Origin of the sequence: Aquabacterium sp. OR-4 (genome assembly GCF_025290835.2) — a bacterium.
Classification (GTDB): domain Bacteria; phylum Pseudomonadota; class Gammaproteobacteria; order Burkholderiales; family Burkholderiaceae_C; genus Pseudaquabacterium.
Genome location: NZ_JAOCQD020000003.1, coordinates 806,048 through 829,793 on the forward strand (window position 1 = coordinate 806,048; position 23,746 = coordinate 829,793).

The 23,746-nt window shown below is 72.5% G+C and carries 17 protein-coding genes; 12 read left to right on the forward strand and 5 right to left on the reverse strand.

Features of this window, described 5'->3' with window-relative positions:
• Window positions 1-13: 13 nt before the first annotated feature.
• On the forward strand, window positions 14-820 hold the full coding sequence (locus N4G63_RS25330) for a crotonase/enoyl-CoA hydratase family protein (RefSeq protein ID WP_314600293.1): 807 nt from the start codon (window positions 14-16) through the stop codon (window positions 818-820).
• A gap of 556 nt (window positions 821-1,376) precedes the next feature.
• On the opposite strand, the gene N4G63_RS25335 is transcribed toward N4G63_RS25330, so the two are convergent.
• Window positions 1,377-2,864: a replication initiation protein gene (locus N4G63_RS25335; protein ID WP_260789747.1), complete on the reverse strand. Its 1,488-nt coding sequence runs from the start codon at window positions 2,862-2,864 to the stop codon at window positions 1,377-1,379.
• A gap of 601 nt (window positions 2,865-3,465) precedes the next feature.
• Between N4G63_RS25335 and N4G63_RS25340 the strand changes: the two genes are divergently transcribed.
• Both N4G63_RS25340 and N4G63_RS25345 read left to right on the forward strand, forming a co-directional pair.
• A complete protein-coding gene (locus N4G63_RS25340) occupies window positions 3,466-4,683 on the forward strand; it encodes an AAA family ATPase (RefSeq protein WP_314600294.1) in 1,218 nt (405 codons plus the stop codon).
• A 4-nt stretch (window positions 4,684-4,687) separates the two neighbouring features.
• The gene (locus tag N4G63_RS25345; RefSeq protein WP_314600295.1) at window positions 4,688-5,938 is read left to right on the forward strand and encodes a ParB/RepB/Spo0J family partition protein; all 1,251 of its coding nucleotides are present in this window, start codon (window positions 4,688-4,690) and stop codon (window positions 5,936-5,938) included.
• A gap of 73 nt (window positions 5,939-6,011) precedes the next feature.
• Here the strand turns inward: N4G63_RS25345 and N4G63_RS25350 are convergent, their stop codons facing one another.
• The gene (locus N4G63_RS25350) at window positions 6,012-8,240 is read right to left on the reverse strand and encodes a phage integrase family protein (protein ID WP_260789749.1); all 2,229 of its coding nucleotides are present in this window, start codon (window positions 8,238-8,240) and stop codon (window positions 6,012-6,014) included.
• Window positions 8,241-8,509: 269 nt separating this feature from the next.
• On the opposite strand from N4G63_RS25350, the gene N4G63_RS25355 reads away from it, so the two are divergent.
• The 6 genes from N4G63_RS25355 (at window position 8,510) to N4G63_RS25380 (ending at window position 16,253) form a co-directional block, all read left to right on the forward strand.
• Complete coding sequence (locus N4G63_RS25355; RefSeq protein WP_260789750.1) at window positions 8,510-9,589, forward strand: LysR substrate-binding domain-containing protein; 1,080 nt, start codon at window positions 8,510-8,512, stop codon at window positions 9,587-9,589.
• 228 nt (window positions 9,590-9,817) lie between these two features.
• Complete coding sequence (locus N4G63_RS25360; RefSeq protein WP_314600296.1) at window positions 9,818-10,474, forward strand: formate dehydrogenase subunit gamma; 657 nt, start codon at window positions 9,818-9,820, stop codon at window positions 10,472-10,474.
• On the forward strand, window positions 10,471-12,066 hold the full coding sequence (locus N4G63_RS25365) for a formate dehydrogenase beta subunit (RefSeq protein WP_260789751.1): 1,596 nt from the start codon (window positions 10,471-10,473) through the stop codon (window positions 12,064-12,066). Before N4G63_RS25360 ends, N4G63_RS25365 begins: the two co-directional genes overlap by 4 nt.
• Window positions 12,067-12,088: 22 nt before the next feature.
• Window positions 12,089-15,127, forward strand: coding sequence for a formate dehydrogenase subunit alpha (fdhF, locus tag N4G63_RS25370; RefSeq protein ID WP_314600297.1), 3,039 nt, complete (start codon window positions 12,089-12,091; stop codon window positions 15,125-15,127).
• 5 nt (window positions 15,128-15,132) lie between these two features.
• Window positions 15,133-16,017: a formate dehydrogenase accessory sulfurtransferase FdhD gene (gene fdhD, locus N4G63_RS25375; RefSeq protein ID WP_260790210.1), complete on the forward strand. Its 885-nt coding sequence runs from the start codon at window positions 15,133-15,135 to the stop codon at window positions 16,015-16,017.
• An 11-nt stretch (window positions 16,018-16,028) separates the two neighbouring features.
• Complete coding sequence (locus N4G63_RS25380; protein WP_260789752.1) at window positions 16,029-16,253, forward strand: formate dehydrogenase subunit delta; 225 nt, start codon at window positions 16,029-16,031, stop codon at window positions 16,251-16,253.
• A 147-nt stretch (window positions 16,254-16,400) separates the two neighbouring features.
• Here N4G63_RS25380 and N4G63_RS25385 read toward each other — a convergent pair whose 3' ends face one another.
• The 3 genes from N4G63_RS25385 to N4G63_RS25395 form a co-directional block, all read right to left on the reverse strand.
• Window positions 16,401-17,204: an enoyl-CoA hydratase-related protein gene (locus N4G63_RS25385; protein WP_260789753.1), complete on the reverse strand. Its 804-nt coding sequence runs from the start codon at window positions 17,202-17,204 to the stop codon at window positions 16,401-16,403.
• A 193-nt stretch (window positions 17,205-17,397) separates the two neighbouring features.
• Window positions 17,398-18,414 (reverse strand): tripartite tricarboxylate transporter substrate binding protein, encoded by a 1,017-nt coding sequence (locus N4G63_RS25390; RefSeq protein WP_260789754.1) that lies wholly within the window; start codon window positions 18,412-18,414, stop codon window positions 17,398-17,400.
• A gap of 118 nt (window positions 18,415-18,532) precedes the next feature.
• Window positions 18,533-19,468 carry a LysR substrate-binding domain-containing protein gene (locus tag N4G63_RS25395; protein ID WP_314600298.1) on the reverse strand — a complete coding sequence of 312 codons (936 nt, stop codon included), beginning with the start codon at window positions 19,466-19,468 and terminating at the stop codon, window positions 18,533-18,535.
• Between the two features lie 163 nt (window positions 19,469-19,631).
• On the opposite strand from N4G63_RS25395, the gene N4G63_RS25400 reads away from it, so the two are divergent.
• The 3 genes from N4G63_RS25400 to N4G63_RS25410 all read left to right on the forward strand — a co-directional run bounded on the left by N4G63_RS25400 (window position 19,632) and on the right by N4G63_RS25410 (window position 23,607).
• Window positions 19,632-21,047, forward strand: a complete 1,416-nt coding sequence (locus N4G63_RS25400; protein WP_260789756.1) for a hypothetical protein — start codon at window positions 19,632-19,634, stop codon at window positions 21,045-21,047.
• Window positions 21,048-21,230: 183 nt separating this feature from the next.
• Window positions 21,231-22,631 carry a PEP-CTERM sorting domain-containing protein gene (locus tag N4G63_RS25405; RefSeq protein WP_260789757.1) on the forward strand — a complete coding sequence of 467 codons (1,401 nt, stop codon included), beginning with the start codon at window positions 21,231-21,233 and terminating at the stop codon, window positions 22,629-22,631.
• Window positions 22,632-22,755: 124 nt separating this feature from the next.
• Window positions 22,756-23,607, forward strand: coding sequence for an SDR family NAD(P)-dependent oxidoreductase (locus N4G63_RS25410; RefSeq protein ID WP_314600299.1), 852 nt, complete (start codon window positions 22,756-22,758; stop codon window positions 23,605-23,607).
• The last annotated feature ends 139 nt before the right edge of the window (window positions 23,608-23,746 follow it).

Below are 23,746 nucleotides of genomic sequence, written 5' to 3' on the forward strand. Positions count from 1 at the left end.
CCCATTTCACACCATGAGCGACTTTTTGCAGATCAGCCGCAACGGCGCGGTAGTCACCTGGACCATGAACCAGCCGGCCACGCGCAATGCGCTCACCGGCAACACGGCGGTGGCCGAGCTGGTGGCCGCCATCGAGGCCGCGGCGGCCGATCGCACGGTGCGGGTGGTGATCCTGACTGGCGCGGGCCCGGTGTTCAGCTCGGGCGGCAATGTCAAGGACATGGCCCGCTTTGCCGATGCCGCCGAGGCCGGCACCCTGGACGCCGACGCCGTGCGCAATGAATACCGCCACGGCATCCAGCGCATCCCCAAGGCCTTGTGGCATCTCGATGTGCCGGTGATCGCCGCCATCAACGGCCCGGCGGTGGGCGCGGGGCTGGACATCACCTGCATGTGCGACCTGCGCATTGCCAGCAGCACGGCCAGCTTTGCCGAGAGTTTTGTGCGCGTGGGCATCGTGCCGGGCGATGGCGGTGCCTGGCTGCTGCCGCGTGCGGTGGGCGCCGCCAAGGCCGCCGAGATGGCTTTCACCGGCGACCCGATCAGCGCGCAGGAGGCCCTGGCCTGCGGTCTGGTGAGCCAGGTGGTGGAACCCGCGGCGCTGATGGACGCGGCGAATGCGCTGGCCGCCCGCATTGCGCGCAATCCCGGCGGCGTGCTGCGCATGACCAAGAAGCTGCTGCGCGAGGGCGTGCACAACACGCTCGAATCGGTGCTGGAAACCTCGGCCGCCTACCAGGCGCTGGCGCATCTGGGGCCGGATCACCGCGAGGCGGTGCGCGCCTTCATCGAGAAGCGGGCGCCGAAGTTTGCGGATTGACTGGGGTTTGGCGGTTGGCGGTTGGCGGTTGGCACCTGGTATGCGATCGCCGGTGCACGGCCAAGGCCGCCGGGTGGCCGGCCGGCTCCGTGTCCTCCGGGCCTTGCGGCCCTCCCCCTTTACCTGCGCCAGCCGGCCACCCGACGCCCTTGTCCCGAGGCACCGCGGCATGCCACGCACCGCATGCCACCACCGTGCTGGCCAAGCCGTGCCCGGGTGGCCGGCGGCGTGAATCTGCGCCGGTGAGGAGCGCAGGATTCGTGGCCGCGCGCGCAGCGCGCATCGACCAACTGACTCGCGGCGCTTGTTCGAGCACAGTGAGCGGCAGCGAACGGCGCGAGTTGCGCCGCGGGGCCACGAATCCGAGCACCGCAACGAAGTCCGCCGCGTGCGGCGGACCGGCGCAGTTGAGCGCCGCCGGGCACCCGGGCACGGCTTGGCTCGCGCCAACGTTTGCAACCGAGCAACCGAGCAACCGAGCAACCGGGCGACCGGGCGACCGGGCGACCGGGCGACCAAGCGACCAAGCAACTCAGCGACCCAGAGAACCAGCAAATCAGCCAGCCGGCCGATCCCACCCCGCCCCATAGCGCGCCATGGCATAGCACTTCACCACCACCGATCCGAGCATGCCGTGCAGCACATCGCCCTGCGCGGCGCGGCGTGACACCACGGCGCTGAGCAAGCCCTTCTCGGCCAGTTCGGCCAGGGCCTGGTCGACCCAGGGTTGGCGGTGCAGAGGATCGAGCGCGGCGATCTCGGATTTGATCTCGGCAATGCGCCCAGCCAGCCACTGGCCCTGCTGCTCATGCGCGCTGAGTGCGGGGGACACGGGTTCGGCCGCCGGCGCGGCAGCACGGGAGGCCCCGTCATCGCCACCCAGGCCCAGACCCGACAGCGCGTCGGCCATGCTGCGCGGGCCGGCGGCGGCCGAGGCGCCCACCTCCACCGCGCCAGGCCGCGCCACGCCCGCGCCGGCCGGCGCGGGCTCGACAGCCGCCGTTGCCGCATCGGCCCCCGCTGCCGCGCTGTCATCGCTGCGCAGCAGCGAGCGCAGGTACGAGTAGGCGTTCTCCACGCCACGCAGCCGGCTGTTGCTGGCGCGGCGCTCGAGCACCTCCACCTTGTCGCGCACGGCGGCCTCGCCAAACTCGTTGATCAGGCCTTCGAGCTTGGACTCGCGCACCCCCAGCGATTCGGCGCGCAGCACCAGGTTGGCATCCACCGGTGCGGCTTCGCGCGTGGGCAGGCGCGTCGGCGTGCGCTTCTTGCGCACCGCGAACTGCGCCTCGACCACCGCCCTGCCCTCGCGGTGCTCGATCAGCTCGATGTCGAGATCGGTCTCGCGGTTGATCTCGTCAATGGCTTCCTTGACCCGCTCGTTCTTGAACTTGCGCCATTCGCGCCGCTCGGCACCGGCCGGCGCGGCGCTCAGGGCGTCGGCCCACCACTGCACCGGCTTGCGGCTGGTCACGCCCGAGGGGTTGTCGCGGTAGCGCGCGCAGATCTCGTACAGCGCCAGCGCGGCATAGGTGCCCAGCTTGGCCAGGATGTCGAGATCGATGCGCGCCCAGCGCGTGGGCTCCTTCAGGGCCGCCATCAGCGTGGGCGGATAGGACCACGAGACCCAGTTCTCGCCATGGCGGATCTCGATGGCCACTTCGGACAGCATCGAGAAGCCGCGCCACTTGACGCCATCGCCCGGCGCGGTGGATTCCCAGTCGACCTCGAGCCCGCGCATCTCGCGCAGATAGCGCTTGGCGGCGGTGCGGTCCTCGCCGCTGGAGCCGGTGGTGCGCAAAATCGCCGGCAGCGGCGCCTCGAACATGTAGTCGGCCGGCGGCATGCTGCTCATCACCGCCAGACGCGACTGCGCCACCTGCAGCAAGGCGTTGTAGATGCGCCGGCCGGTGAGCGTGACCCGCCGGGCCCGCGGCACCAGCACGATCATCTCGTGCGGCTTGCGCAGCTCGGTGCCGCCATCGCTGCCAGGCGTGAGCGTGTCCGGCGGCGCCGGGGGCAGCAGGGGCTTCGAACTGTCCATGCGCAATGATATGTCCTTCTGCGATTGGACAGCCACAGCGCCAGCTTTGATCGAATACTCGGTTAAAGCGCGGACAGTCGCCGGTTTCGGTGCCGCCGCCGCCCGGTTAAAAGCCGGACAGCGGCCTCAACCGCCGCCCACCGGGCGCTCCTGGCCGGCGCGAAGGGTGCCCGGGAAGAAGCTGGACACTTGCCCGCCCCGGCCTCGCCAGCCGTCCACCGCCCACCGGCCCCTCCAGCGGGGCCTGCCGGCGCTGAACCGGGTAGCCGCTGGACGGAAAGCGGGTAAATCGCGGACAGCAACGGTTAGGGCACGGACGGATGCGGGAAGGATACGGACAAGTTGCTTGAAAAAAAGTCGGTAAGTTGTTGTTTTCAATAAATAAATTGACTTGTCCACAGGCGCTTAATCTATTGAAGATTATGAACTATCCTTGAATCTTCCGCCCGGGACGTGAAGGTCTTCGGGAAACCCGCAAGCCCAGGTCGCGCTGCGAGTGTCCAGCCCCGTACCGCACCACGTTCAATGCATCGCCCGTCATGCGATTTTCGGGTGGAACGGCAGATAATCGCCAGTACTGCATTGAACGGGGACTCTCCTGATGGATGGCAAGAAGACCGTGCCGGGCGACAACGCCCGCCCAGGCACCGCACCAATCCGGCGCCAGTCGCTGGCCGACATCGAGCTGCAGGCCGCGCGCATCGCCGCGATGATGACGCAGATCCGCGCCACCATGCTGTCGCCCAACTCGGCCAAGACGGCGCCCACGGTCAGCGCTGCGCAGCTGGCCGCGCTGTGCGGGGTGGACAAGAGCAAGGTGGCCTACCGCCTGACCCGCAACGATCTGCCCGAAGGCCACATGGTGGGCAACCGCCGCGAGTGGCGCATGGACGAGGCGCGCGAATGGGTGCGCGCCTTCCGCAGCCAGCACCTGCGGCCCGAGCACGCCGCGGGCACCACGATCACGGTGGCCAACTTCAAGGGCGGTGTGGCCAAGACCACCTCGGCGGTGACGCTGGCGCAGGGCCTGTCGATGCGCGGCCACCGCGTGCTGGTGGTCGACCTCGATCCGCAGGGCTCGGCCACCACCTTGTTCGGCGTCTTGCCCGACGCCGAGGTGGAGCCCGAGCACACCGCCATGCTGCTGTTCGGCGGCCAGCAGGAAGACCTGAGCTATGCGGTGCGCCCCACCTACTGGCCGGGCATCGACCTGGTGTGCGCGGCGCCACTGCTGTTCGGCGCCGAGTTTGCCCTGCCGGCGCGACAAACCCGTGACCCCGGCTTCGAGTTCTGGCGCTGCCTGGACCGCGGCCTCGACCAGGCCCGCAGCGACTACGACGTGATCGTCATCGACACGCCGCCCTCGCTGTCGTACGTGACCATCAACGCGCTGATGGCGGCCGACGGCGTGATCATGCCGCTGCCGCCCTCGGCGCTGGATTTCGCCTCGTCGGCGCAGTTCTGGGACCTGTTCTCCGATCTGTGCAACCAGCTGATCCGCAGCCGTGGCCAGGACAAGACCTTCGAGTTCATCGACGTGCTGCTGTCGCGGGTGGAATCGTCCGACGCGGCCAGCTCGGTGGTGCGCCAATGGGTGCTGGAGGGCTACACCGAGAAGGTGCTGCCGATCGAGATTCCGAAAACGGCGGTGACGGCCACCGCCTCGGCCGAGTTCGGCACCGTGTACGACCTGCCGCGCGGCGCAATGAACGCCAAGACCTTTGCCCGCGCACGCGACGCCTACGACCGCATGTGCGAGCTGGTGGAGCAGCAGATCGTGGCCGTGTGGGCCATGCAGGTGGAACAACTGGGAGGCTGAGACGATGGCCAGCAACAAGCTCACCGCCAAGGCGGCCCGGCTGGATTTCAGCGCCCTGCCCGGCGGCCTGCCCGCATCCGTGCCGCCGGCCGCCGCCCCGGCGGCAGCCCAGGCAGGCGCTGCGGCGCCGGGGCCCGTGCCGGCCGGCCTGCCGGCCCCGGGTGCAGCCGCCACGGCCGGCGCTGGCGCGGCGCATGAGGCGCCCAGCCTGCACCGGCCCAAAACCGCCCCGGGCGCGATGATGGCCTTTGCCACCGATGCGCGCTCCGACCTGATGCGCGAGAACGACAGCCTGCGTGCCCGCGCCCAGGAGGCCGAGGCCCTGCGCGGCCAGCTCGACGAGGCGCTGGGTGATCTGGCCCAGTGGGACGGCGCCAAGGCCGCCCGCCTGCTCGACCCGCGCCAGGTGGACGCCAGCCGCTTTGCCAACCGCCATGCGCTGAACTACAGCACGCCCGAGTTTGCGGCGCTGCGGGCCGAGATCGAGAGCGCGGGCGGCAATGTGCAGCCGATCAAGGTGCGTCGCATGGCGGCGGCCGATGGCGGCAGTGCGGGCAGCGTTGGCGTGGCCGCTGCAGGCGATGCCGGCAGTGCCGAGGCCGAGCGCTATGAACTGGTGTTCGGTCACCGCCGTCACCGTGCCTGCCTCGAGCTGGGCCTGCCGGTGCTGGCCGTGATCGACAACCTCGATGATCGGGCGCTGTTCGTCGAGATGGACCGCGAGAACCGGGCGCGCAAGGACTTGTCGGCCTGGGAGCAGGGCATGATGTACCGGCGCGCCCTGCAGCAAGGGCTGTTTGCGTCGAACCGCAAACTGGCCGAGGCCATCGGGGTGGACCTGAGCGCGCTGGGCAAGGCCCTGGCCCTGGCCGACCTGCCCGAAGCCATCGTGCAGGCCTTTGCCTCGCCGCTGGCGCTGCAGTTCCGCTGGGCCAAGCCGCTGGCCGATGCGCTGGCGGCCAACCGCGGCGCGGTACTGGCCTGCGCCCAGACCCAGGCCGCCGGGGCGGCCGACCGCAAGCCGCGCGATGTGTTCGACCGGCTGGTGGCCGCGGGTCAGAAGGGGGTGGAACCGTTCCACCCCCCGCAGACGATCACGCTGGAACGCGACGGCGTGGCCGTGGGCACGGTCACGCAGGGTGGCCGTGGCGAGGTCACCGTGTCGCTGAAGCCCGGCCAGGTGCCGGCCGAAAAGCTGGTGGCGCTGGCCGAATGCATCGACGAGTTTCTGCGCCGGCCGACTGGCAAGCGCTGAAGCGTTCGTGGCCACCCGGGCCTGGTGGTCGGCAGCCAGGAGGGGGTGGAACCGTTCCACCCCCTTTTGCTTTTCAAGGCCTGGTTTCGCCTTCCTGCCGCGCCAGGTCGGCCGCACCTTCAGCCAGCGCCAGGCGCCGATAGGCCGCCACCGAGGCCCGACCGCGGTGCCCCGTCTGATCCTGCAGGCGTGCGCCCCGCACACCCGCGGCGGCAACGCGCAGCCCGAAGCCATGGCGCAGCCAGATCGTTGACGCGTGGCGCAGTGCCAGCGCCGCATCCGGTTTGAAGCTGGACACTTCGTCCGCGCACTCGGCCAGGGCCTGCCTCATCACCTCATACAGGCGCGCGGCCGACAAACCTGCTTCGGCGCGCAGTTGCGCAAACAGCGGCGCATCGGCCGGCAGGCCGGCGCTGCTGAGGGCCTCGACGCCCTGCCCCAAGTCGTGCCGCGCCATGCAGCGCTGCGCCAGATAGCGCTGCAGCGCCTGGGCAGTGCCGGCCGTCAGAACCAGCTGCCGGGCCGGCCCGCCCGGCCCCCGCTCAACCCGCAGCCAGGCCGCTGGCCCGGGTGCTGGCGCCGCATCCAGCATCGCGATGTCGGGCCTGGCCACGGCGGCGTCGGCCTGCAGCCAGCCCACGCGGGCGGCGATCAATTCGGCCGGGCGCAGGCCCGCATCCATCGCCACGCCCAACAAGGCCTGCAGGCGCAGCAGCGCGGGCGTGTGGCCCTGGCTGGCGATGCGGCGCGCCAGCCACTGCTGCAGCGCGGCTTGGTGATCGGGGTGCAGTGCGCGCGGCAGCGGCGGCCTGGTGCCGGCGGGCCACGCTTCGGCCGGCTTGGCCTGCGGCGGCGCTGGCTCGCTCGGGGGTGTGGGCAGGCCATGGGCGGGTGCCAGCGCTGTGGCAGGTGCACGTTCAGCCGCAGGTGCATCGGCCTGGGCGGATGCAGCCCCTGCGGCATTGGCCGGCATCGCACCCGCCAAGCCCGGCGCCACCCCGGCCGACGAGGCATCGGCACCAACTGTCCAGCAATTAACCGCCAGATAGCCTTGCGCCGTCCACCAGGCCAGCATGCCGCGCAGGATGCCCACGGCCATCGCCCGCGATCGATCGGCCAGCGGGCCTTCCAGCGGCCGCCAGTCGTCGTGCCAGCGCGGCGTGCCGCGCGGGGCGGTCCAGTCGGGCGGTGGCGACTGCAAAAAGGCCTCGAAGGCCCGCAGGTCGGCTGCGTCCAGCGATGAAAGCGGCTTGCCCGCCACCCACAGCGCCCACAGCTGCAGGCGCTCGGCCTCCTTGCGGTAGGCGCGCCAGGTGGCGCTGCCCGGCGGGTGCCGCGCCAGCCAGGCCTGCAGCGCCTGCTGGTCGTCGTCGGCGCTGATCTGCCGGGCCTGGGCCGGGGCCCGAAAAAGGCCATGGCGCCCGGTCAGGCCGGCCGGCACCTGCAGCCGATCAAGCGGCACCGGCCTGGGTGGCAGGCCATGGGCGCGCGGCCCGGCGGCGGCGCCGCCCGCTGCCATGGCCGGCGCTGCTGCCACCGCCGGGCGCCGCTGCAGCGTGGCGCGGTCGAGCTGGGCCGGCGGCGTGAACACCCAGCCGGGCAGGGCGCCCAAGCTGCGCGCATGCTCCTGCCACCACTGCACCAGCCGCAGGGCCGCGGCCGGGCCCACCCGGTGCACGCCGCGGTGCCAGTGGAAGCCGCGCGCCAGCATGCGCTGCTTCAGCTGCGCCAGGCGCAGCATGCCGGCCTGGGCCAGGCGGGCGGCCAGGCGCTCGTCCAGCCAGCCGGCCAGCGCGTCCTCGGGCCGCGGCTCACGCACGGCCACCGTTTCCAGCCACTGCAAGGCGGCCACCTGGCGGGCCCGCAGCCGCTGGCGACGGCGGTTGGCGCCGCGGGTGTCGGGCGCGCCGTGGCTGGCCTCGTACAAGGCCAGCAGTTCGGCCTCGGAGTAGAAGTCTTCGGGCTGCTGGGCGCGAAAGTCGTCCAGGCTGGGCTGCTGGCCCACCGGCTCGACCATGGCCTCGGGGTCGCGCCGCAGCAGCGCGGCCAGTTCGGGCCGGCCCTGGGCGCGGGCCACGCCGCGCAGCACGTCCAGCAGGCGCTGCAGCTCGGCGCGCACCCGCCGCCCGTCAGGCAGCGCCTGGCCCTGGCCCTGGCCCTGGCCCAGGTAGCGCTGCCAGGCCTGGGCCGGCGCCAGGCCCTCGGCCCAGGCGCGCACAAAGGCCATCTGGTGCGAGCCCAGCCGCCGCGCGGCAGCGGCCGAGGCCACCGAGCGTTGGCGGGCAGGGGCCGGGGTGCTCATGCGCCGTGGCCGTGCTGGGGGCTCACAGGCAGCTTTCGCGCGGACCGCGCACCCATCTCACTGACGTCTCGCCAAAGGCTTTTGAAATGCTATGCAAGTCCATGATTTAAAACAAGTTTCTTTGCAATTCGCTTCGTCTCGTGGCGATCGCATGGGCAAATACGACACCTTGATAATGATACATACTGCCGAGGGCGCAGGCCATGGCCTGCACGCACCGGCTGGGCCTGGCCCGCGCCGCCTGACGGGCAAGGTACGCTCACCCCCCGATGAACCTGATCGAGGCCTACCGCTACCTTGCCGCGCTGGCGCAGCACCGCCACTTTGGCCGCGCGGCCACGGCCTGCCACATCACGCAGCCGGCGCTGTCGAATGCGTTGCGTGCGCTCGAGGCGCATCTGGGCGTGGCCATCGTGCGCCGCAGCCGGCAGTTCGAAGGCCTCACGCCCGAGGGCGAGCGGGTGCTGGCCACCGCCCACCGCCTGCTGCGTGAGCAAGAGGCCTTGCGGCAAGCACTGGCCGGCACGGCCGAGCAGCCGCGCGGGCGCCTGTTGATCGCCGCCGTGCCCACCGCGGTGCCGGTGGCGGCGCGCTTTGCCGCCCGGCTGCTGGCCCTGCACCCCGGCCTGCAGCCGCAGGTGCGCTCGCTGGCCTCGCAAGAAATCGAGACCGGCCTGGACACGCTGGCCGTCGACCTGGGCCTGGGCTATGCCGAGCGCAGCAGCCGCACCGACTGCTGGCCGCAGTATCTGGAGCACTACTACCTGCTGTCGTATGCCCCGGCGCCCGATCCGGCTTCAGCTGCCAGGGCGGCCGCCATGCCGGCGCGCAGTCAGGCCAAGCGGGCCGCCAAGCCTGGCGCGGCAGCGGCCCGGCCAGCCGCCGGCGGCCTGCACCCGCCGCTGGGCTGGGCCGACGCGGCGCAGCGGCCGCTGGCCTTGCTGTCGCCCGAGATGCACAACCGGGTGCTGATCGATGCCCAGTTCCAGCGTCTGGGCCTGCGCGTGCAGCCGGTGCTGGAAACCAACTCGGTCAGCGCGCTGCTGGCCGCGGTGCAGACCGGCGCCGTGTGCGCCGTGCTGCCCGGGGCCGTGGTGGCCACGGTGCTGCCGCCGGCGGGGCAGCCGGCGGGGCAGGGCGGCTGGCAGGCGCGGCCGCTCGACGGCCCGGCGCTGCGCACCCCGATCGCCTTCATGGCCGCCGCTGGCGCCCGCCGCTCGCAGGCGCTCGAGGCGGCGCTGCGCCTGGCGGCCGACGCGGCCTGGCTGGACGAGGTGGCCCGCCACAGCGGCCAGTTTGACGCCGTGGACGCCGGCCAGGCCGTCGGCAAGGGCGCGGCTGAAGCCTGACGCCTGACGCCTGACGCGCCCAGCGCCGAGCGCCGAGCGACGCCGCGTTCATCAGCTGCTTGAATCGACCGGTTCGGCGATTCCATTGGACAAGCGCCGGGGGCCCCACGATCATGCGGCGCACCCAGCCAGCCACGCGCCTGCCGGGGCTCACGGCGACCCGCTGCGCTTGCGGATCACCCGGCCCGGCGGCGGCTGGGCCCGATCGACCCCGTCCACGGATGCGCCATGCCACGCCCCAAGTTGCCGAACGCCAGCCCCGGTCCGTTGACGGGCCCGCACACCGCACCGTCTGCAGCGGGGCAGGGCGCGGTGCTGGAGCCGCCGCTGCACACCACCGCACCCACCACTGCACCCACCACTGCACAACAGCAGGCCCTGGCCGCCGCGGTGGCCGCCCAGGCCGGGCGCCCCGGCGCGCTGCTGCCCGTGCTGCATGCGCTGCAGGCCGCGCTGGGCCATGTGCCGCCGGCGCTGGTGCCGGGCATTGCGCAGGCGCTGAACCTGTCGCGTGCCGAGGTGCACGGCGTGATCAGCTATTACCACCACTTTCGCAGCCAGCCGGCCGGCCGCCATGTGCTGCAGCTGTGCCGTGCCGAGGCCTGCCAGGCCAATGGCGGCGAGGCGCTGGCCAGCGCCGCCCAGGCGCTGCTGGGCTGCGCCATGCACAACACCCGCGCCGATGGCGCGGTCACGCTCGAGCCGGTGTACTGCCTGGGTCTGTGCGCCACCGGCCCGGCGCTGCAGATCGACGACCGCCTGCATGCGCGCATGACGCCCGAGCGCCTGGCGCAGCGCCTGCACGGCCTGGGCCTGTTGGCTGCGCCGGCGCTGCCCGCATCGCCGCCGACCGGTGTGCCGGCCCTGGCAGGGGCGCGGCCATGAGCGGCGTCACGCTGTTCGTGCCGCGCGACTCGGCCGCGCTGGCCGCCGGCGCCGACGAGGTGGCCGCGGCCCTGGCCGCCGAATGTGCCCGCCGCGGCATGGCCATCCACATCGTTCGCAACGGCTCGCGTGGCCTGCTGTGGCTGGAGCCGCTGGTCGAGGTGGCCACGCCGCAGGGCCGCATCGCCTACGGCCCGGTGATGCCCGAAGACGTGCCGGGCCTGCTGGATGCCGGGCTGCTGCAGGGCGGGGCGCATGCGCTGCGCCATGGCATCACCGAGCAGATGCCGTATCTGGCGCTGCAGGAGCGGCTCACCTTCCGCCGCGTGGGCCTCGGCGATCCGCTGAGCCTGGACGACTACGCCGCGCACGAGGGCTGGGCTGGCTTGAAGCGGGCGCTGGGCCTGGACAGCGCGGCCCTGCTGCACGAGGTCACGCACTCGGGCCTGCGCGGGCGCGGCGGCGCGGCCTTTCCGGCCGGCATCAAGTGGCGCACCGTGGCGCACGCCCTGGCCGATCAGCCGGCAGCGCAGAAGTACGTGGTCTGCAATGCCGACGAGGGCGACTCGGGCACCTTCAGCGACCGCATGCTGATCGAGGGCGACCCCTACCAGCTGATCGAGGGCATGGCCATCGCCGCGCTGGCCGTGGGTGCCACCCGGGGTGTGGTCTACATCCGCAGCGAGTACCCGCAGGCCCTGGCCACGATGGACGAGGCCATCCGCCGCGCCACCGCCGCCGGCTGGCTGGGCGCGCGCATGGCCGGCAGCGACCACGCCTTTCACCTCGAGACCCGCCAGGCCGCCGGCTCCTATGTGTGCGGCGAAGAGACGGCGATGCTCGAAAGCATCGAGGGCAAGCGCGGCATCGTGCGCGCCAAGCCGCCGCTGCCGGCGCTGCAAGGCCTGTTCGGCCAGCCCACCGTGATCAACAACGTGATCACCTTCGCCAGCGTGCCGGTGATCCTGGCGCGCGGCGCGCAGTTCTACCGCGACTACGGCGTGGGCCGCTCGCACGGCACGCTGCCCTTCCAGCTGGCCGGCAACATCCGGCACGGCGGCCTGGTGGAGAAAGCCTTCGGCCTGACGCTGCGCGAGCTGGTCTACGGCTTTGGCGGCGGCACGCGCAGCGGCCGGCCCATCAAGGCCATCCAGGTGGGCGGGCCGCTGGGCGCCTATGTGCCCGAGTCGCAATGGGATGTGCCGCTCGACTACGAGGCCTACACGGCCATCGGCGCGGTGCTGGGCCATGGCGGCATCGTGGTGCACGACGACACCGCCGATCTGGCCCGGCTGGCGCGCTATGCGATGGACTTCTGCGCCATCGAGAGCTGCGGCAAGTGCACGCCCTGCCGCATCGGCAGCACGCGCGGCGTGGAGGTGATCGACCGCATCACCCGCAGCCAGGGCAGCCAGCGCGCGCAGCAGGTGGAACTGCTGCGCGACCTGTGCGACACCATGCTGCAGGGCAGCCTGTGCGCCATGGGCGGCATGACGCCGTACCCGGTGCTGTCGGCCCTGAACCACTACCCGCAGGATTTCGGCCTGGCGCCCGAGGGCGCCACAGCCACAGCCCAGTCCACCGCGGCCTGACCGAACGAGGCACAAGCTGACCATGCTGCACCACCACGCTCCCGAGATCGATCACGGCACGCCGGCCCGCGAGTCGGCCGAAACGGTTGAACTGCACATCGATGGCCAGCAGGTCAGCGTGCCGCGCGGCACCTCGCTGATGCGCGCTGCCGTCGAGGCCGGCATCCAGGTGCCCAAGCTGTGCGCCACCGACAGCCTCGAACCCTTTGGCTCGTGCCGGCTGTGCCTGGTGGAGATTGCCGGCCGCAAGGGCACGCCGGCCAGCTGCACCACCCTGGCCGAGGCCGGCATGGTGGTGCGCACCCAGAGCCCCGCGCTGCAGCGCCTGCGCCGCAACGTGATGGAGCTCTACATCAGCGACCACCCGCTCGACTGCCTGACCTGCAGCGCCAACGGCGACTGCGAGCTGCAAACCCAGGCCGGCGTGGTGGGCCTGCGCAATGTGCGCTACGGCAATGCCGGCCAGGCCGTGGCCGGCGTGACCGGCGCCAACCACTGCGATCTGACCCAGGACACCTCGAACCCCTATTTCACGTACGACGCGTCCAAGTGCATCGTCTGCAACCGCTGCGTGCGCGCCTGCGAGGAAGTGCAGGGCACGTTTGCGCTCACCATCTCCGGCCGCGGCTTCGACAGCCGCGTCACCGCGGGCCAGGGCGGCAGCTTCATGCAAAGCGACTGCGTGAGCTGCGGCGCCTGCGTGCAGGCCTGCCCCACGGCCACGCTGCAGGAAAAAAGCGTGATCGAGCTGGGCCAGCCCGAGCACAGCGTGGTCACCACCTGTGCCTATTGCGGCGTGGGCTGCGGCTTCAAGGCCGAAGTCAAATTGCACCCCCCATCCCCCCTGGGGGGGGCAATCGTCTTGGGGCGGCCCAGCGACGGCTGGGGCAACACCGTGGTGCGCATGACGCCGTGGAAGGACGGCCAGGCCAACGAGGGCCACTCGTGCGTGAAGGGCCGCTTTGCCTGGAGCTATGCCACGCACAAGGACCGCATCACCAAGCCGATGATCCGCGCCAAGATCACCGACCCCTGGCGCGAGGTGAGCTGGGACGAGGCCATCGGCCACGCCGCGTCGGAGTTCAAGCGCATCCAGGCCCGGCACGGCAAGAACGCCGTGGGTGGCATCACCAGCAGCCGTTGCACCAACGAAGAGGTGTACCTGGTGCAAAAGCTGATCCGTGCAGCCTTCGGCACCAACAACGTCGACACCTGCGCCCGGGTCTGCCATTCGCCCACCGGCTACGGCATGGGCCAGACCTTCGGCACCTCGGCCGGCACGCAGACCTTTGCCAGCGTGGCCCGGGCCGATGTGATCATCGTCATCGGCGCCAACCCCAGCGACGCGCACCCGGTGTTCGCCTCGCGCATGAAGCGCCGGCTGCGGCAGGGCGCGCGCCTGGTGGTCATCGATCCGCGCCGCATCGACCTGGTCGATTCGCCCCATGTGCGTGCCGACCACCACCTGGCACTGAAGCCCGGCACCAATGTGGCGGTGATCACGGCCATGGCGCATGTGGTGGTCACCGAAGGCCTGGTCAACGAGGCCTATGTGGCCGAGCGTTGCGATGCCAAGAGCTTCCATGAGTGGCGCGAGTTCGTCGCGCGGCCCGAGAACTCGCCCGAGGCCTTCGAGGCCGTCACCGGCGTGCCGGCGGCCGAGCTGCGGGGCGCCGCACGCCTGTATGCGCAAGGCCCCAACTCGGCCATCTACTACGGCCTGGGCGTGACCGAGCATGCGCAGGGCAGCACCATGGTCATCGGCATCGCCAACCTGGCCATGGCCTGCGGCATGGTCGGGCGCGACGGCGTGGGCGTGAACCCGCTGCGCGGCCAGAACAATGTGCAGGGCAGCTGCGACATGGGCAGCTTTCCGCACGAGCTGCCGGGCTACCGCCACATCAGCGACACCACGGTGCGCAGCCAGTTCGAGGCCGCCTGGGGCGTCACGCTCGACCCCGAGCCGGGCCTGCGCATCCCCAACATGTTTGACGCCGCGCTGTCGGGCAGCTTCAAGGGCCTGTACTGCCAGGGCGAGGACATCGCGCAGAGCGACCCCAACACCCAGCATGTGTCGGCCGCGCTCGAGGCCATGGAATGCATCGTGGTGCAGGACATCTTCCTCAACGAGACCGCCAAGTTCGCCCATGTGCTGCTGCCGGGCAGCAGCTTTCTCGAGAAGGACGGCACCTTCACCAATGCCGAGCGGCGCATCAGCCGGGTGCGCCAGGTGATGCCGCCACTGGCCGGCCTGGCCGATTGGGAAGTGACCATGAAGCTCAGCACGGCGCTGGGCTACCCGATGCACTACGCGCACCCCGAGGCCATCATGGCCGAGATCGCGGCGCTGACGCCCAGCTTTGCCGGCGTCAACTACGCCAAGATCGAGCGCCTGGGCAGCGTGCAGTGGCCCTGCAATGCCAGCACCGACGAGGCCGGCACGGCCATCATGCACCGCGAGCGTTTTGTGCGCGGCAAGGGCCGCTTCTTCAACACCCAGTACGTGCCCAGTGACGAGAAGGTGACCCAGCGCTTCCCGCTGCTGCTGACCACCGGCCGCATCCTGAGCCAGTACAACGTGGGCGCGCAGACCCGGCGCACGCCCAACAACCAGTGGCACGACGAAGACCGGCTCGACATCCACCCGCACGACGCCGAGTTGCGCGGCATTGCCGATGGCGACTGGGTGGGCATCTCCAGCCGCGCCGGCCAGACCGTGCAGCGCGCCCGCGTGAGCGAGCGCATGCAGCCGGGCGTGGTGTGGACCACCTTTCACTTCCCCGAGAGCGGCGCCAACGTCATCACCACCGACAGCTCCGACTGGGCCACCAACTGCCCCGAGTACAAGGTCACCGCGGTGCAGGTCAGCAAGGTGATGCAGCCGTCCGTCGCCGCCGGGTCGCCCCAAGGCGTCGACACCCCCTCGGGGGGCGACCGGCACGGCGTGCCGGTCTGGGGGCGATCTCCCTGGCAGGCCGAGTACGCCGACTTCAACCGCACGCAGCTGGCGCTGGCCGAGCAGGCGCAGCACGCGGTGTCGCAACCGGTGACCGCCAAGTGAAGCCCATGGACGCGCCGCTGCCGCCCCCTGGTGCCCGCCTGGCCGAGGTGCTGGCGCGCCGCGACGGCCAGGCCGTGCGGCAGGCCGATGCGCTGGCCGAGGAGCTGCCGGTGGCCCTGGTGTTCAACGGCATCACGCATGCCGTGATGCTGGCCACGCCCACCGACCTGGCCGACTTTGCACTCGGCTTCGGCCTCACCGAAGGCCTGCTCGCGCAGGCCGGCGAGCTGTACGGCGTGGACGAGGTGCGCGTGGATCACGGCATCGAGCTGAGGCTGCAGGTGGCCTCGGCCTGCGAATGGCGGCTCAAGGAGCGCCGCCGCACGCTGGCCGGCCGCACCGGCTGCGGCCTGTGCGGCACCGACAGCCTGGCCCAGGTGCGCCAGGTGCTGCCCGTGCTGCCGGCGGTGGCCTTGCAGCCCGCCGCGCTGGGCCGCGCGCAGCGCGATCTGCGCCAGTGGCAGCGCCTGCAGCAAAGCACCGGCGCCACCCATGCCGCGGCCTGGTGCGCCGCCGATGGCACGGTGGGCGTGGTGCGCGAGGACGTGGGCCGCCACAACGCGCTCGACAAGCTGGTGGGCGCGCTGCAGCGCGGCCCGCAGGCGCTGTCGGCCGCTGCGGTGGCGCAGGGCTTTGTCTGCATCACCAGCCGCGCCAGTTTCGAGATGGTGCAAAAGACCGCACGCGCCGGCGTCTCGGCGCTGGCCGCGGTGTCGGCACCCACGGCCCTGGCGGTGGACACCGCCTGGGCCTGCGGCCTGCTGCTGGCCGGTTTTGTGCGCGGCGACGACCTGGTGGCCTACAGCTTCAGCGAGCGCCTGGGCCTGCCGGCGCTGCCGCCCCCCACACCGTCGGTGGCCGCAGCCTGCGCTGCCACCGGCCAGCCTTGAGCGAGCACACGATGGATCTGGACAACCTGGTGCTGATGGCCAACCGCATCGGCCAGTTCTTCGAGGCCATGCCCGATCGGCAGGAGGCCGTGGACGGCATCGCCACCCACATCCGCAAGTTCTGGGAGCCGCGCATGCGCCACGAACTGGCCGCCGCCATCGCCGACGGCCGGGCAGGGCAACTGCGACCGTTGGTGGCCGAGGCCCTGGCGGCGCGGCCCGAGGTGCTGGCCTGAGAGGCCGGCCCGCGACCCGCCCGGCGGGTGGTCTGGCGTACACGCCAGACCGGGTGCCTCAACACCGCGGGCCAGCGCCGGGCCGCTCCCAAGCAGGCCCGCGACCCGCCCGGCGGGTGGTCTGGCGTACGCGCCAGACCGGGTGCCTCATGACCCCTTGAACACCGGCTTGCGCTTCTCGAGGAACGAGGCGCCGCCCTCGGCGGCGTCGGCGCTGTCGCCGGCCACATGCTGGTGGGCGGCTTCCATCTGCAGGGCCTCGGCATAGCTCTGCTGCAGCGAGCGCGCCACGCCCTTGCGGATCAGGCCCAGGGCCAGCGTGGGGCCGGCGGCCAGGCGCTGGGCCAGGGCCTGCACCTGGCCGGCAAACTCGGCCTCGTCGACCGCGCGGTAGATCAGGCCCCATTGTTCGGCCTGCTCGGCCGGGATGCGCTCGCCCAGCATCATCATCTGCATCGCGCGGGCCTTGCCCACCAGGCGCGGCAGCATCCAGGTGGCGCCGCCATCGGGCACCAGGCCGATGTTGACGAAGGCCTCGAGAAAGTAGGCCGTGCGGCTGGCGATGACAAAGTCGCCGGCCAGCGCCAGTGAGGCGCCGATGCCCGCGGCCACGCCGTTGACCGCGCAGATCACCGGCATCGGCAGTTCGGACAATGCCAGCATGGTCGGGCCGTACTGCTCGGTCAGGGCCTTGAAGGCGCCGGCACCGCGGGTCTGGTTGCCCGACAGCACCCGGCCCTGCAGATCGGCACCGCTGCAGAACGCACGGCCCTCGCCGGTGATCACCAGCGCACGCGCGCCAGCGCCCGGCAGGGCCTGCAGCGCGGTGCGGATCTCGCCGAACATGGCCGGCGGGGCGGCGTTCAGGCGCTCGGGGCGGTTCAGGGTGATCGTGGCCACCGTGCCGTCAAGGGCAAGGCGGATGGTCTCGAAGCTGGGCAGGGGGCTCATCGGTCGGTCTCCTGGGCGGCCTGGGGCCGCATGGGTGTGGGCTGCCGCAGCGGCAGTGCGCCGGCAGCGTAAGTGTGCCCGTGGCGAGTGGCTGTCACGCGGCGGACGCGGCAGGGCAGGGCGCCGCAGGCCGGATGTGGATGGGGCCTTGGCCGAAGGGCGTTGAGCGGGCGTTGGCGAGGGCGCAACCGCTTCAGCCGCTGCGCGCCTCGGCCAGGGCCGGGCCCAGGCGGCGCACCAGTGCGCCGCGGCGCTGCCACTCGTCGTGCACGCGGGCGCTGAACTCGGCGCGGCTCCAGGCCAGCGGCTGGTTGTCGGCCGACAGCAGGCGGGCACGCCAGGCCTCGTCGGCGGTGGCGCTGCGCAGGGCCTGGTGCATGGCATCCAGCAGCGCGGCCGGCGTGCTGCCGGGCGCAAACAGGCCGAATGTCGATGCCAGGTTGGCCTCGGCAAAGCCCGCCTGGGCCAGCGTGGGCACACCGGGCAGGCTGGCCAGCGGGGCGTCGGCGCCCACGGCCAGGGCCTTCAGGCGGCCCTGGCGCACCAGGGCCAGCTGGGCCGGCGCCACGTTGCTCGACAGCAGCTCGAACTGGCCACCCAGCGCATCGCTGATCTGCTGGCCGCCGCCCTTGTAGGGCACATGCACGATCGGCGCGCCGCTGGCCAGGCGCACCGCCTCCAGCGCCAGATGGCCGGTGGTGGCCAGGCCTGAGCTGGCCCAGCGCAGCGGCTGGCCCAGGCGCTGGGCCTCGGCCAGTGCGGCGGCCAGCGAGGCGCTGGCCAGCGCCGGCGTGCCCACCACCAGCAGCGGCACGGTCATCACCGCGCACAGCGGCTGGATGTCGCGCAGCGGGTCGTAGCGCAGCCGGCCCAGGTGTGGCGACACGCTGAGCGGGCTGGTGGCGCTGAACACCAGCTCATGGCCCTCGGGCCCGGCGCGGGCCAGCCATTCCATCGCCAGCGTGCCGCCGGCGCCGGGCAGGTGCTCCACCAGCACCGGCACACCCAGCTGGGCATTCAGCCGCGCGGCCAGGGCGCGCAAGACCTCGTCGCTGACCCCGCCGGGCGGATAGGCCGAGCGCAGCCGCAGCGGCCGCTGCGGCCATGGCGTGCGTGCCAGGCTGGCCCCGCCGGCCCCGCCGGCCCCGCCTGCCGTTGCGGCCGTGGCGGCCTGGGCCGTGACGGTGCCGGCCCAGGCGGCCGCCGCCACGCCGGCCCCCAGCGCGCTGCGCAGCCATGCACGGCGGCCCGCTCGCCCTGGCGCGTTCACTGGACGACCCTGCGTGCTGTGCGCTGCGGGATTCGCGCTGGGAAGCGGCCCGGCGCGCTCATGCCACGGCGCGGCGTGGCCGCGTGGCGAGGGCACGCGCGGTTTCGCGTGCGGTGGCGCAAAAGCGCTGCACCAGGGGCGAGGCATCGCCGCTGCGGTGCACCAGGGTCAGCGGCGCATCCAGGCGCTCGGCGCGGGTCAGGGCGCGGTAGGCCACCGAGCCGGCGTGCACGCCCTTCATCGAGGCCGGCACCAGCGACAGGCCTTCGCCCGAGGCCACCAGGTTCAGATTGGTCAGCATGCGGTCGACCTCGGCCACCACCTGCACCGCGATGCCCTGCAGCTCGAGGCTGCGCAGCAGGTTGGCATACAGGCCGGGCGCGCCGGGGCGGCGGGCCAGGATCAGGCGCTCGCCGGCCAGCGCGGCCAGCGGCACCGGCTGGTGCGCGCGGTAACGGCGCGCCAGTGCATGGTCGATCGGCAGCGCCAGCATGGCCGGCTCGGTGAGCAGGGTGTCGAAGGCCAGGCCCGGCGGCGTGGCCACCGGCACGCGCAGAAAGGCGGCATGCAGCGCGCCGCCATCGACCCGCTCGGTCAGCTCGGCGGCGCTGGCCTCGGCAATGCGCAGCTCCACCTGCGGATGGGCACGGCGCCAGTCGCGCAGCAGGGTGGGCGTGAAGGCGTGTGCGGCGGCCGAGCTGGTGATGCCCACGGCCAGCACGCCGGCCGTGCCGGCCGACACGCGCTGCATGTCGTCCATCAGCTGCTGGTGCACCTCGAGCAGGCGGCGCGCGCGCGGCAGCAGCTCGCGCCCGGCATCGGTGAGCGCCACCCCGCGCGGGTGGCGCAGGAACAGCGGCGTGCCCAGCGTGCCCTCGATGGCGCGGATCTGCTGGCTCAGCGGCGGTTGCTGCAGGCCCAGCGTGGCCGCTGCGCGGGTCATGTGGCCCGCCTCGGCCACGGCGACAAAGTAGCGCAGTTGGCGCAGGTCCATATGGCAAAGGTATCGAAATCGGTTCTTGCCCATATTTGACGCTATGCCGGGTGCCGGCCACCATCCGCGAATGCCCTTGCACCGCACCCTGATTCGCCCCGTCGGCCCGACTGGCGGCACGGCCTCCACCGGCCTCAATGGCCCTACTGGCCTCACTGGCCCCATGCGCTCCATCCGCCCCATTGGGTCAAAGCGTTCGATTCGTCTGGCGGGCCTGGCCGGTCTGAGCCTGGTCGCCGCCCTGCTGGGCGCCTGCAGCAGCACCGGCCGGCTGGCCGCCACGCCGGCCACGCCCAGCGCCACACCCAGCGCCACACCCAGCGCCACGCCCGAGCCGGCGCCCCAGGCCACCGCCTGCCCGAAAGACCTGCCCGCCGGCACGCGCTGCCTGGCCGGCCGCGACAGCGCCGGCGCCCATGTGCTGATCGCCGTGCCGCCCGACTGGAGCGGCCACCTGGTGATGCACGCGCATGGCGGTCCGCTGCTGGGCGAGCCGCGGCCCGAGCGTGCGCTGGACGACCTGCAGCGCTGGTCGGTGGTGGTCAAGGCGGGCTATGCCTGGGCCGGCTCGACCTTTGCGCAGGGCGGTGTGCAGGTGCGCGCCGCGGGCGACGACACCGAGCGCCTGCGGCGCATCTTCGTGGCCCATGTGGCGCAACCCCGGCGCACCCTGCTGCACGGCCAGAGCTGGGGTGCCGGCGTGGCCGCCAAGCTGGCCGAGCGGGCCGGCGCGGCCTACGACGGCGTGCTGCTCAGCAGCGGCGTGCTGGCCGGCGGCAGCCGCAGCTACGACTTCCGGCTGGACCTGCGGGTGGTCTACCAGCAACTGTGCGCCAACCACCCGCGGCCCGACGAGCCGGCCTATCCGCTGTGGATGGGCCTGCCCGCCGACTCGGCCATGACCCAGGCCGACCTGGCGGCGCGCGCACGCGACTGCCTGGGCCTGGGCCTGCCGGCAGCGCAGCGCAGCGCCGAGCAGACCCGGCGGCTGAAGACGCTGACCGAGGTCATCCGCATCCCCGAGCGCAGCGTGCTGGGCCACCTGAACTGGGCCACCTTCCACTTTGCCGACATCGCCCACCGGCGCAGCGGCGGCCGGCCGGTGTTTGGCAACCAGGGCGTGCGCTACACCGGCTCGCCCGACGATGCCGCGCTGAACGCGGCGGTGCTGCGCTACAGCCCTGATGCCGACGCGCGGCGCCGCTTTGCCGACGACACCGACCCCAGCGGCCGCATCGACCGGCCAGTGCTCACCGTGCATGGCCGCCACGACGCGGTGGCCTTTGCCGAGCTCTCGGGCGAGTTCGGCCGCACGATGGCGCGCGCCGGCCGCGCCGAGCGGCTGGTGCAGGTCTACACCGACCACAGCGAGCACAGCTACCTGTCCGACCCGGTGTACCCGGCCCTGCTCGAGGCCCTGCTGGCCTGGGTGGACACCGGCCAGCGGCCCAGCCCGGCGGCGGTGGCTGCCCGCTGCGAACAGCTGCGCGCGCGCTTTGCCGGCGATTGCAGCGTGCTGCCCGACTGGCAGCCCCCGCCGCTGGACCAGCGCGTGCCGCCGCGCCAGCCGGCCCCCTGACCAACCCGCTGACCGACCGGCTGACCGACCGGCCCGCCGGCCAGGGCCCCAGCCCCAGCCCCAGCCCCAGCCCCAGCCCCAGCCCCAGCCCCAGCCCCAGCCCCAAGCCGGAGCCAGGGCCGCGCAGCCTGCCCGATCCAAGAACAAGACCCGATCCGCCCACCCGACCCCAGGAGACAACACATGCCCCAACGCCCCTCCACCACCGCGCGCCGCCGCCCCACCCTGCCCGGGGCGCTGGCCCTGGCCGCCACGCTGCTGGCCGGCAGCGCCATGGCCGCACCGGTGAACCTGCTGTTCGTCGGCAACAGCTACACCTTCGGCCGGCTCGATCCGGTGCTGACCTACAACGCCGCCCAGGTGCGTGATCTCACCCAGCCGCAGGGTGCGCTGCATGGCGGCCGCGACCCCAGCCTGGCCTTCACCACCGGCGCGCCGTTCACCAACCTCACCGGCACCAATTCGTACCCCGTGGGCACGATTAACCCGGCCACCGGGGCCGAGTTCACCTCGTACTCGCCGCACAGCCAGAGCGTGGCCTGGGGCGGCGTGCCCGGCATCTTCAAGCAGTTCACGGTGCAGGCCGGGCTGGACTACAACGTGTCGCTGTCCACACGCAACGCGGCCTCGCTGCGCGGGCACTTCCTCAACACCGCCAACAGCAACTGGGACCTGCGCGGCAACATCGGCAGCCAGCGCTGGGACCAGGTGGTGCTGCAGGAGCAGAGCGACGAGGCGCTGCCGCCCAAGACCGTTGGCGGCGTGGCCCTGGGCTCCAACAACCCGGCGTTCACGGCCTATGCCAACGTGATCGAGAACTGGGTGCACCAGGGCACCTCGCTGAGCTACACCGAGCGCGCGATGTACGAGGGCCTGTACGGCAGCGTGGCCGGCTGCGTGGCCGCCGGCGGCACCACCGCCTCGTGCGGCAACACCACCACGCGCAACATCGCCGCCAACGGCAATGCCAACGCCGACGCGCAGATCTGGCTGATGCAGCCCTGGGCCCGGCCCAACATCATCAATGCGCCGGGCACCAACCTGATCGACCCGCGCAGCGGCGACGCCATCTACAACCCGACCAACCCGGCGCGCTCGTACTACGACTCGCTGGAGGCCATGACCGACGACAACGCGGCCGCCTACCTGCGCGCGCTGGACGTGGCCGACAACGACGGCAGCGGCGGCTTTGCCGGCATTGCGCCGGTGGGCCAGGCCTTCCTGCGCGCGGTGAGCAGCGGCGTGGCCACGCGCGACATGTACGGCGCCGGCGCGGCCACCGACGGCCTGATCGACCTGTGGTTCAACGACGGCACGCATGCCAGCGTGGCCGGCTCGTACCTCAGCGCGCTGACCCTGTTCGGCAGCCTGACCGGGCTTGACCCGGCGATGCTGGGCGCCGGCGAGGTGGCGGCACGCGAGCTGGGCCTCTCGGCGGCGGCGGCGCTGCAGCTGCAGCGCGTGGCCAGCGACCAGCTGGGCTTCAGCGCGCCGGTGCCCGAGCCCGGCACGCTGGCCCTGTGGCTGCTGGGCCTGGCCGGCGTGGGCCTGGCCGCAGGCCGGCGGCACGCCGCTGTCCGGTAGGGGGCAGCGCGGCGGCGGGCGGGGGCCAGAGAATCAGCAGCGGGCGCCGCAGGCCTGGCCCAGGCCAGGCCGATGCCCGACCGTCGCCCCCTCTTGCCTCTCTGACTTTGCCGGAGCGCCCCGCATGCCCGATCCCGACCGCAGCCCCTCCACCCCCGGCCAGGCCGCAGCGCAGGGCCGGCTGGCTGGCCGTGTGGCCATCCTCACCGGCGCCGGCTCGGGCATCGGCCGCGCGGCGGCCCTGCTGTTTGCCGCCGAAGGCGCCCGCCTGGTGCTGGGCGACAAGACCGAGGCCGTGCACGCCACGGCGCAGCAGGTGCAGCAGGCCGGCGGCCAGGCCGTGGCACTGCAGATCGACGCCGGGCAAGAAGCCGATGTGATGCGCCTGGTGGCCACCGCCCGGGAGTCCTTCGGCCAGCTCGACATCGCCTTTGCCAATGCCGGCATCGCCGGCGGCATGGCCGGCATCTTCGACGCCACGCCCGAGCTGTGGACCGAGGTGCTGCGCGTCAACCTGATCGGCCCCTGGCTGATGATCAAGCACGCCGGCAAGGCCATGGCCGATGCCGGCCGCGGCGGCAGCATCGTCTGCACGGCCAGTGTGGCCGGCCTGCGCTCGGGGGCCGGCGGGCCGGCCTACTCGGCCAGCAAGGCCGGCGTGATCAACCTGGTGGCGGTGAGCGCGCAGCAGCTCAGCGACACCGGTGTGCGCGTCAATGCCCTGTGCCCCGGCCTCACCGAGACCGGCATGACCCAGCCCACCTTCGACTACGCCAAGGACAAGGGCGTGAGCCACAAGCTGGGCCGGCTGAACCCGCTGCGCCGCGCTGCCCAGCCCGACGAGCTGGCGCAGGCGGCGCTGTTTCTGGCCAGCCAGCAATCGAGTTACGTCAACGGCCAGGCCCTGGTGGTGGACGGCGGCTTGTCGAGCTCGCACCCGGTCACGCGGCAACTCACCGGCCAGACCGCCGTGTGAGCGCAGCGCCCGGTGCCACGGGCGCACACCGGCATACCCCCCCGGACATGCACCCCACCAGACATGCCCACCGGCATGCGCAGCGGCAGGTTCACACCGCCGCGGCGGCAACTGGGTAGAGTGCCCAGCGCGGACCTGA

What these genes read in the sequence shown, in the direction of transcription:
- N4G63_RS25330 (WP_314600293.1), top strand. Translation starts at nt 14, where the DNA reads ATGAGCGACTTTTTGCAGATCAGCCGCAACGGCGCGGTAGTCACCTGG.
- N4G63_RS25335 (WP_260789747.1), bottom strand. Translation starts at nt 2,864, where the DNA reads ATGGACAGTTCGAAGCCCCTGCTGCCCCCGGCGCCGCCGGACACGCTC.
- N4G63_RS25340 (WP_314600294.1), top strand. Translation starts at nt 3,466, where the DNA reads ATGGATGGCAAGAAGACCGTGCCGGGCGACAACGCCCGCCCAGGCACC.
- N4G63_RS25345 (WP_314600295.1), top strand. Translation starts at nt 4,688, where the DNA reads ATGGCCAGCAACAAGCTCACCGCCAAGGCGGCCCGGCTGGATTTCAGC.
- N4G63_RS25350 (WP_260789749.1), bottom strand. Translation starts at nt 8,240, where the DNA reads ATGAGCACCCCGGCCCCTGCCCGCCAACGCTCGGTGGCCTCGGCCGCT.
- N4G63_RS25355 (WP_260789750.1), top strand. Translation starts at nt 8,510, where the DNA reads ATGAACCTGATCGAGGCCTACCGCTACCTTGCCGCGCTGGCGCAGCAC.
- N4G63_RS25360 (WP_314600296.1), top strand. Translation starts at nt 9,818, where the DNA reads ATGCCACGCCCCAAGTTGCCGAACGCCAGCCCCGGTCCGTTGACGGGC.
- N4G63_RS25365 (WP_260789751.1), top strand. Translation starts at nt 10,471, where the DNA reads ATGAGCGGCGTCACGCTGTTCGTGCCGCGCGACTCGGCCGCGCTGGCC.
- fdhF (WP_314600297.1), top strand. Translation starts at nt 12,089, where the DNA reads ATGCTGCACCACCACGCTCCCGAGATCGATCACGGCACGCCGGCCCGC.
- fdhD (WP_260790210.1), top strand. Translation starts at nt 15,133, where the DNA reads ATGGACGCGCCGCTGCCGCCCCCTGGTGCCCGCCTGGCCGAGGTGCTG.
- N4G63_RS25380 (WP_260789752.1), top strand. Translation starts at nt 16,029, where the DNA reads ATGGATCTGGACAACCTGGTGCTGATGGCCAACCGCATCGGCCAGTTC.
- N4G63_RS25385 (WP_260789753.1), bottom strand. Translation starts at nt 17,204, where the DNA reads ATGAGCCCCCTGCCCAGCTTCGAGACCATCCGCCTTGCCCTTGACGGC.
- N4G63_RS25395 (WP_314600298.1), bottom strand. Translation starts at nt 19,468, where the DNA reads ATGGACCTGCGCCAACTGCGCTACTTTGTCGCCGTGGCCGAGGCGGGC.
- N4G63_RS25400 (WP_260789756.1), top strand. Translation starts at nt 19,632, where the DNA reads ATGCGCTCCATCCGCCCCATTGGGTCAAAGCGTTCGATTCGTCTGGCG.
- N4G63_RS25405 (WP_260789757.1), top strand. Translation starts at nt 21,231, where the DNA reads ATGCCCCAACGCCCCTCCACCACCGCGCGCCGCCGCCCCACCCTGCCC.
- N4G63_RS25410 (WP_314600299.1), top strand. Translation starts at nt 22,756, where the DNA reads ATGCCCGATCCCGACCGCAGCCCCTCCACCCCCGGCCAGGCCGCAGCG.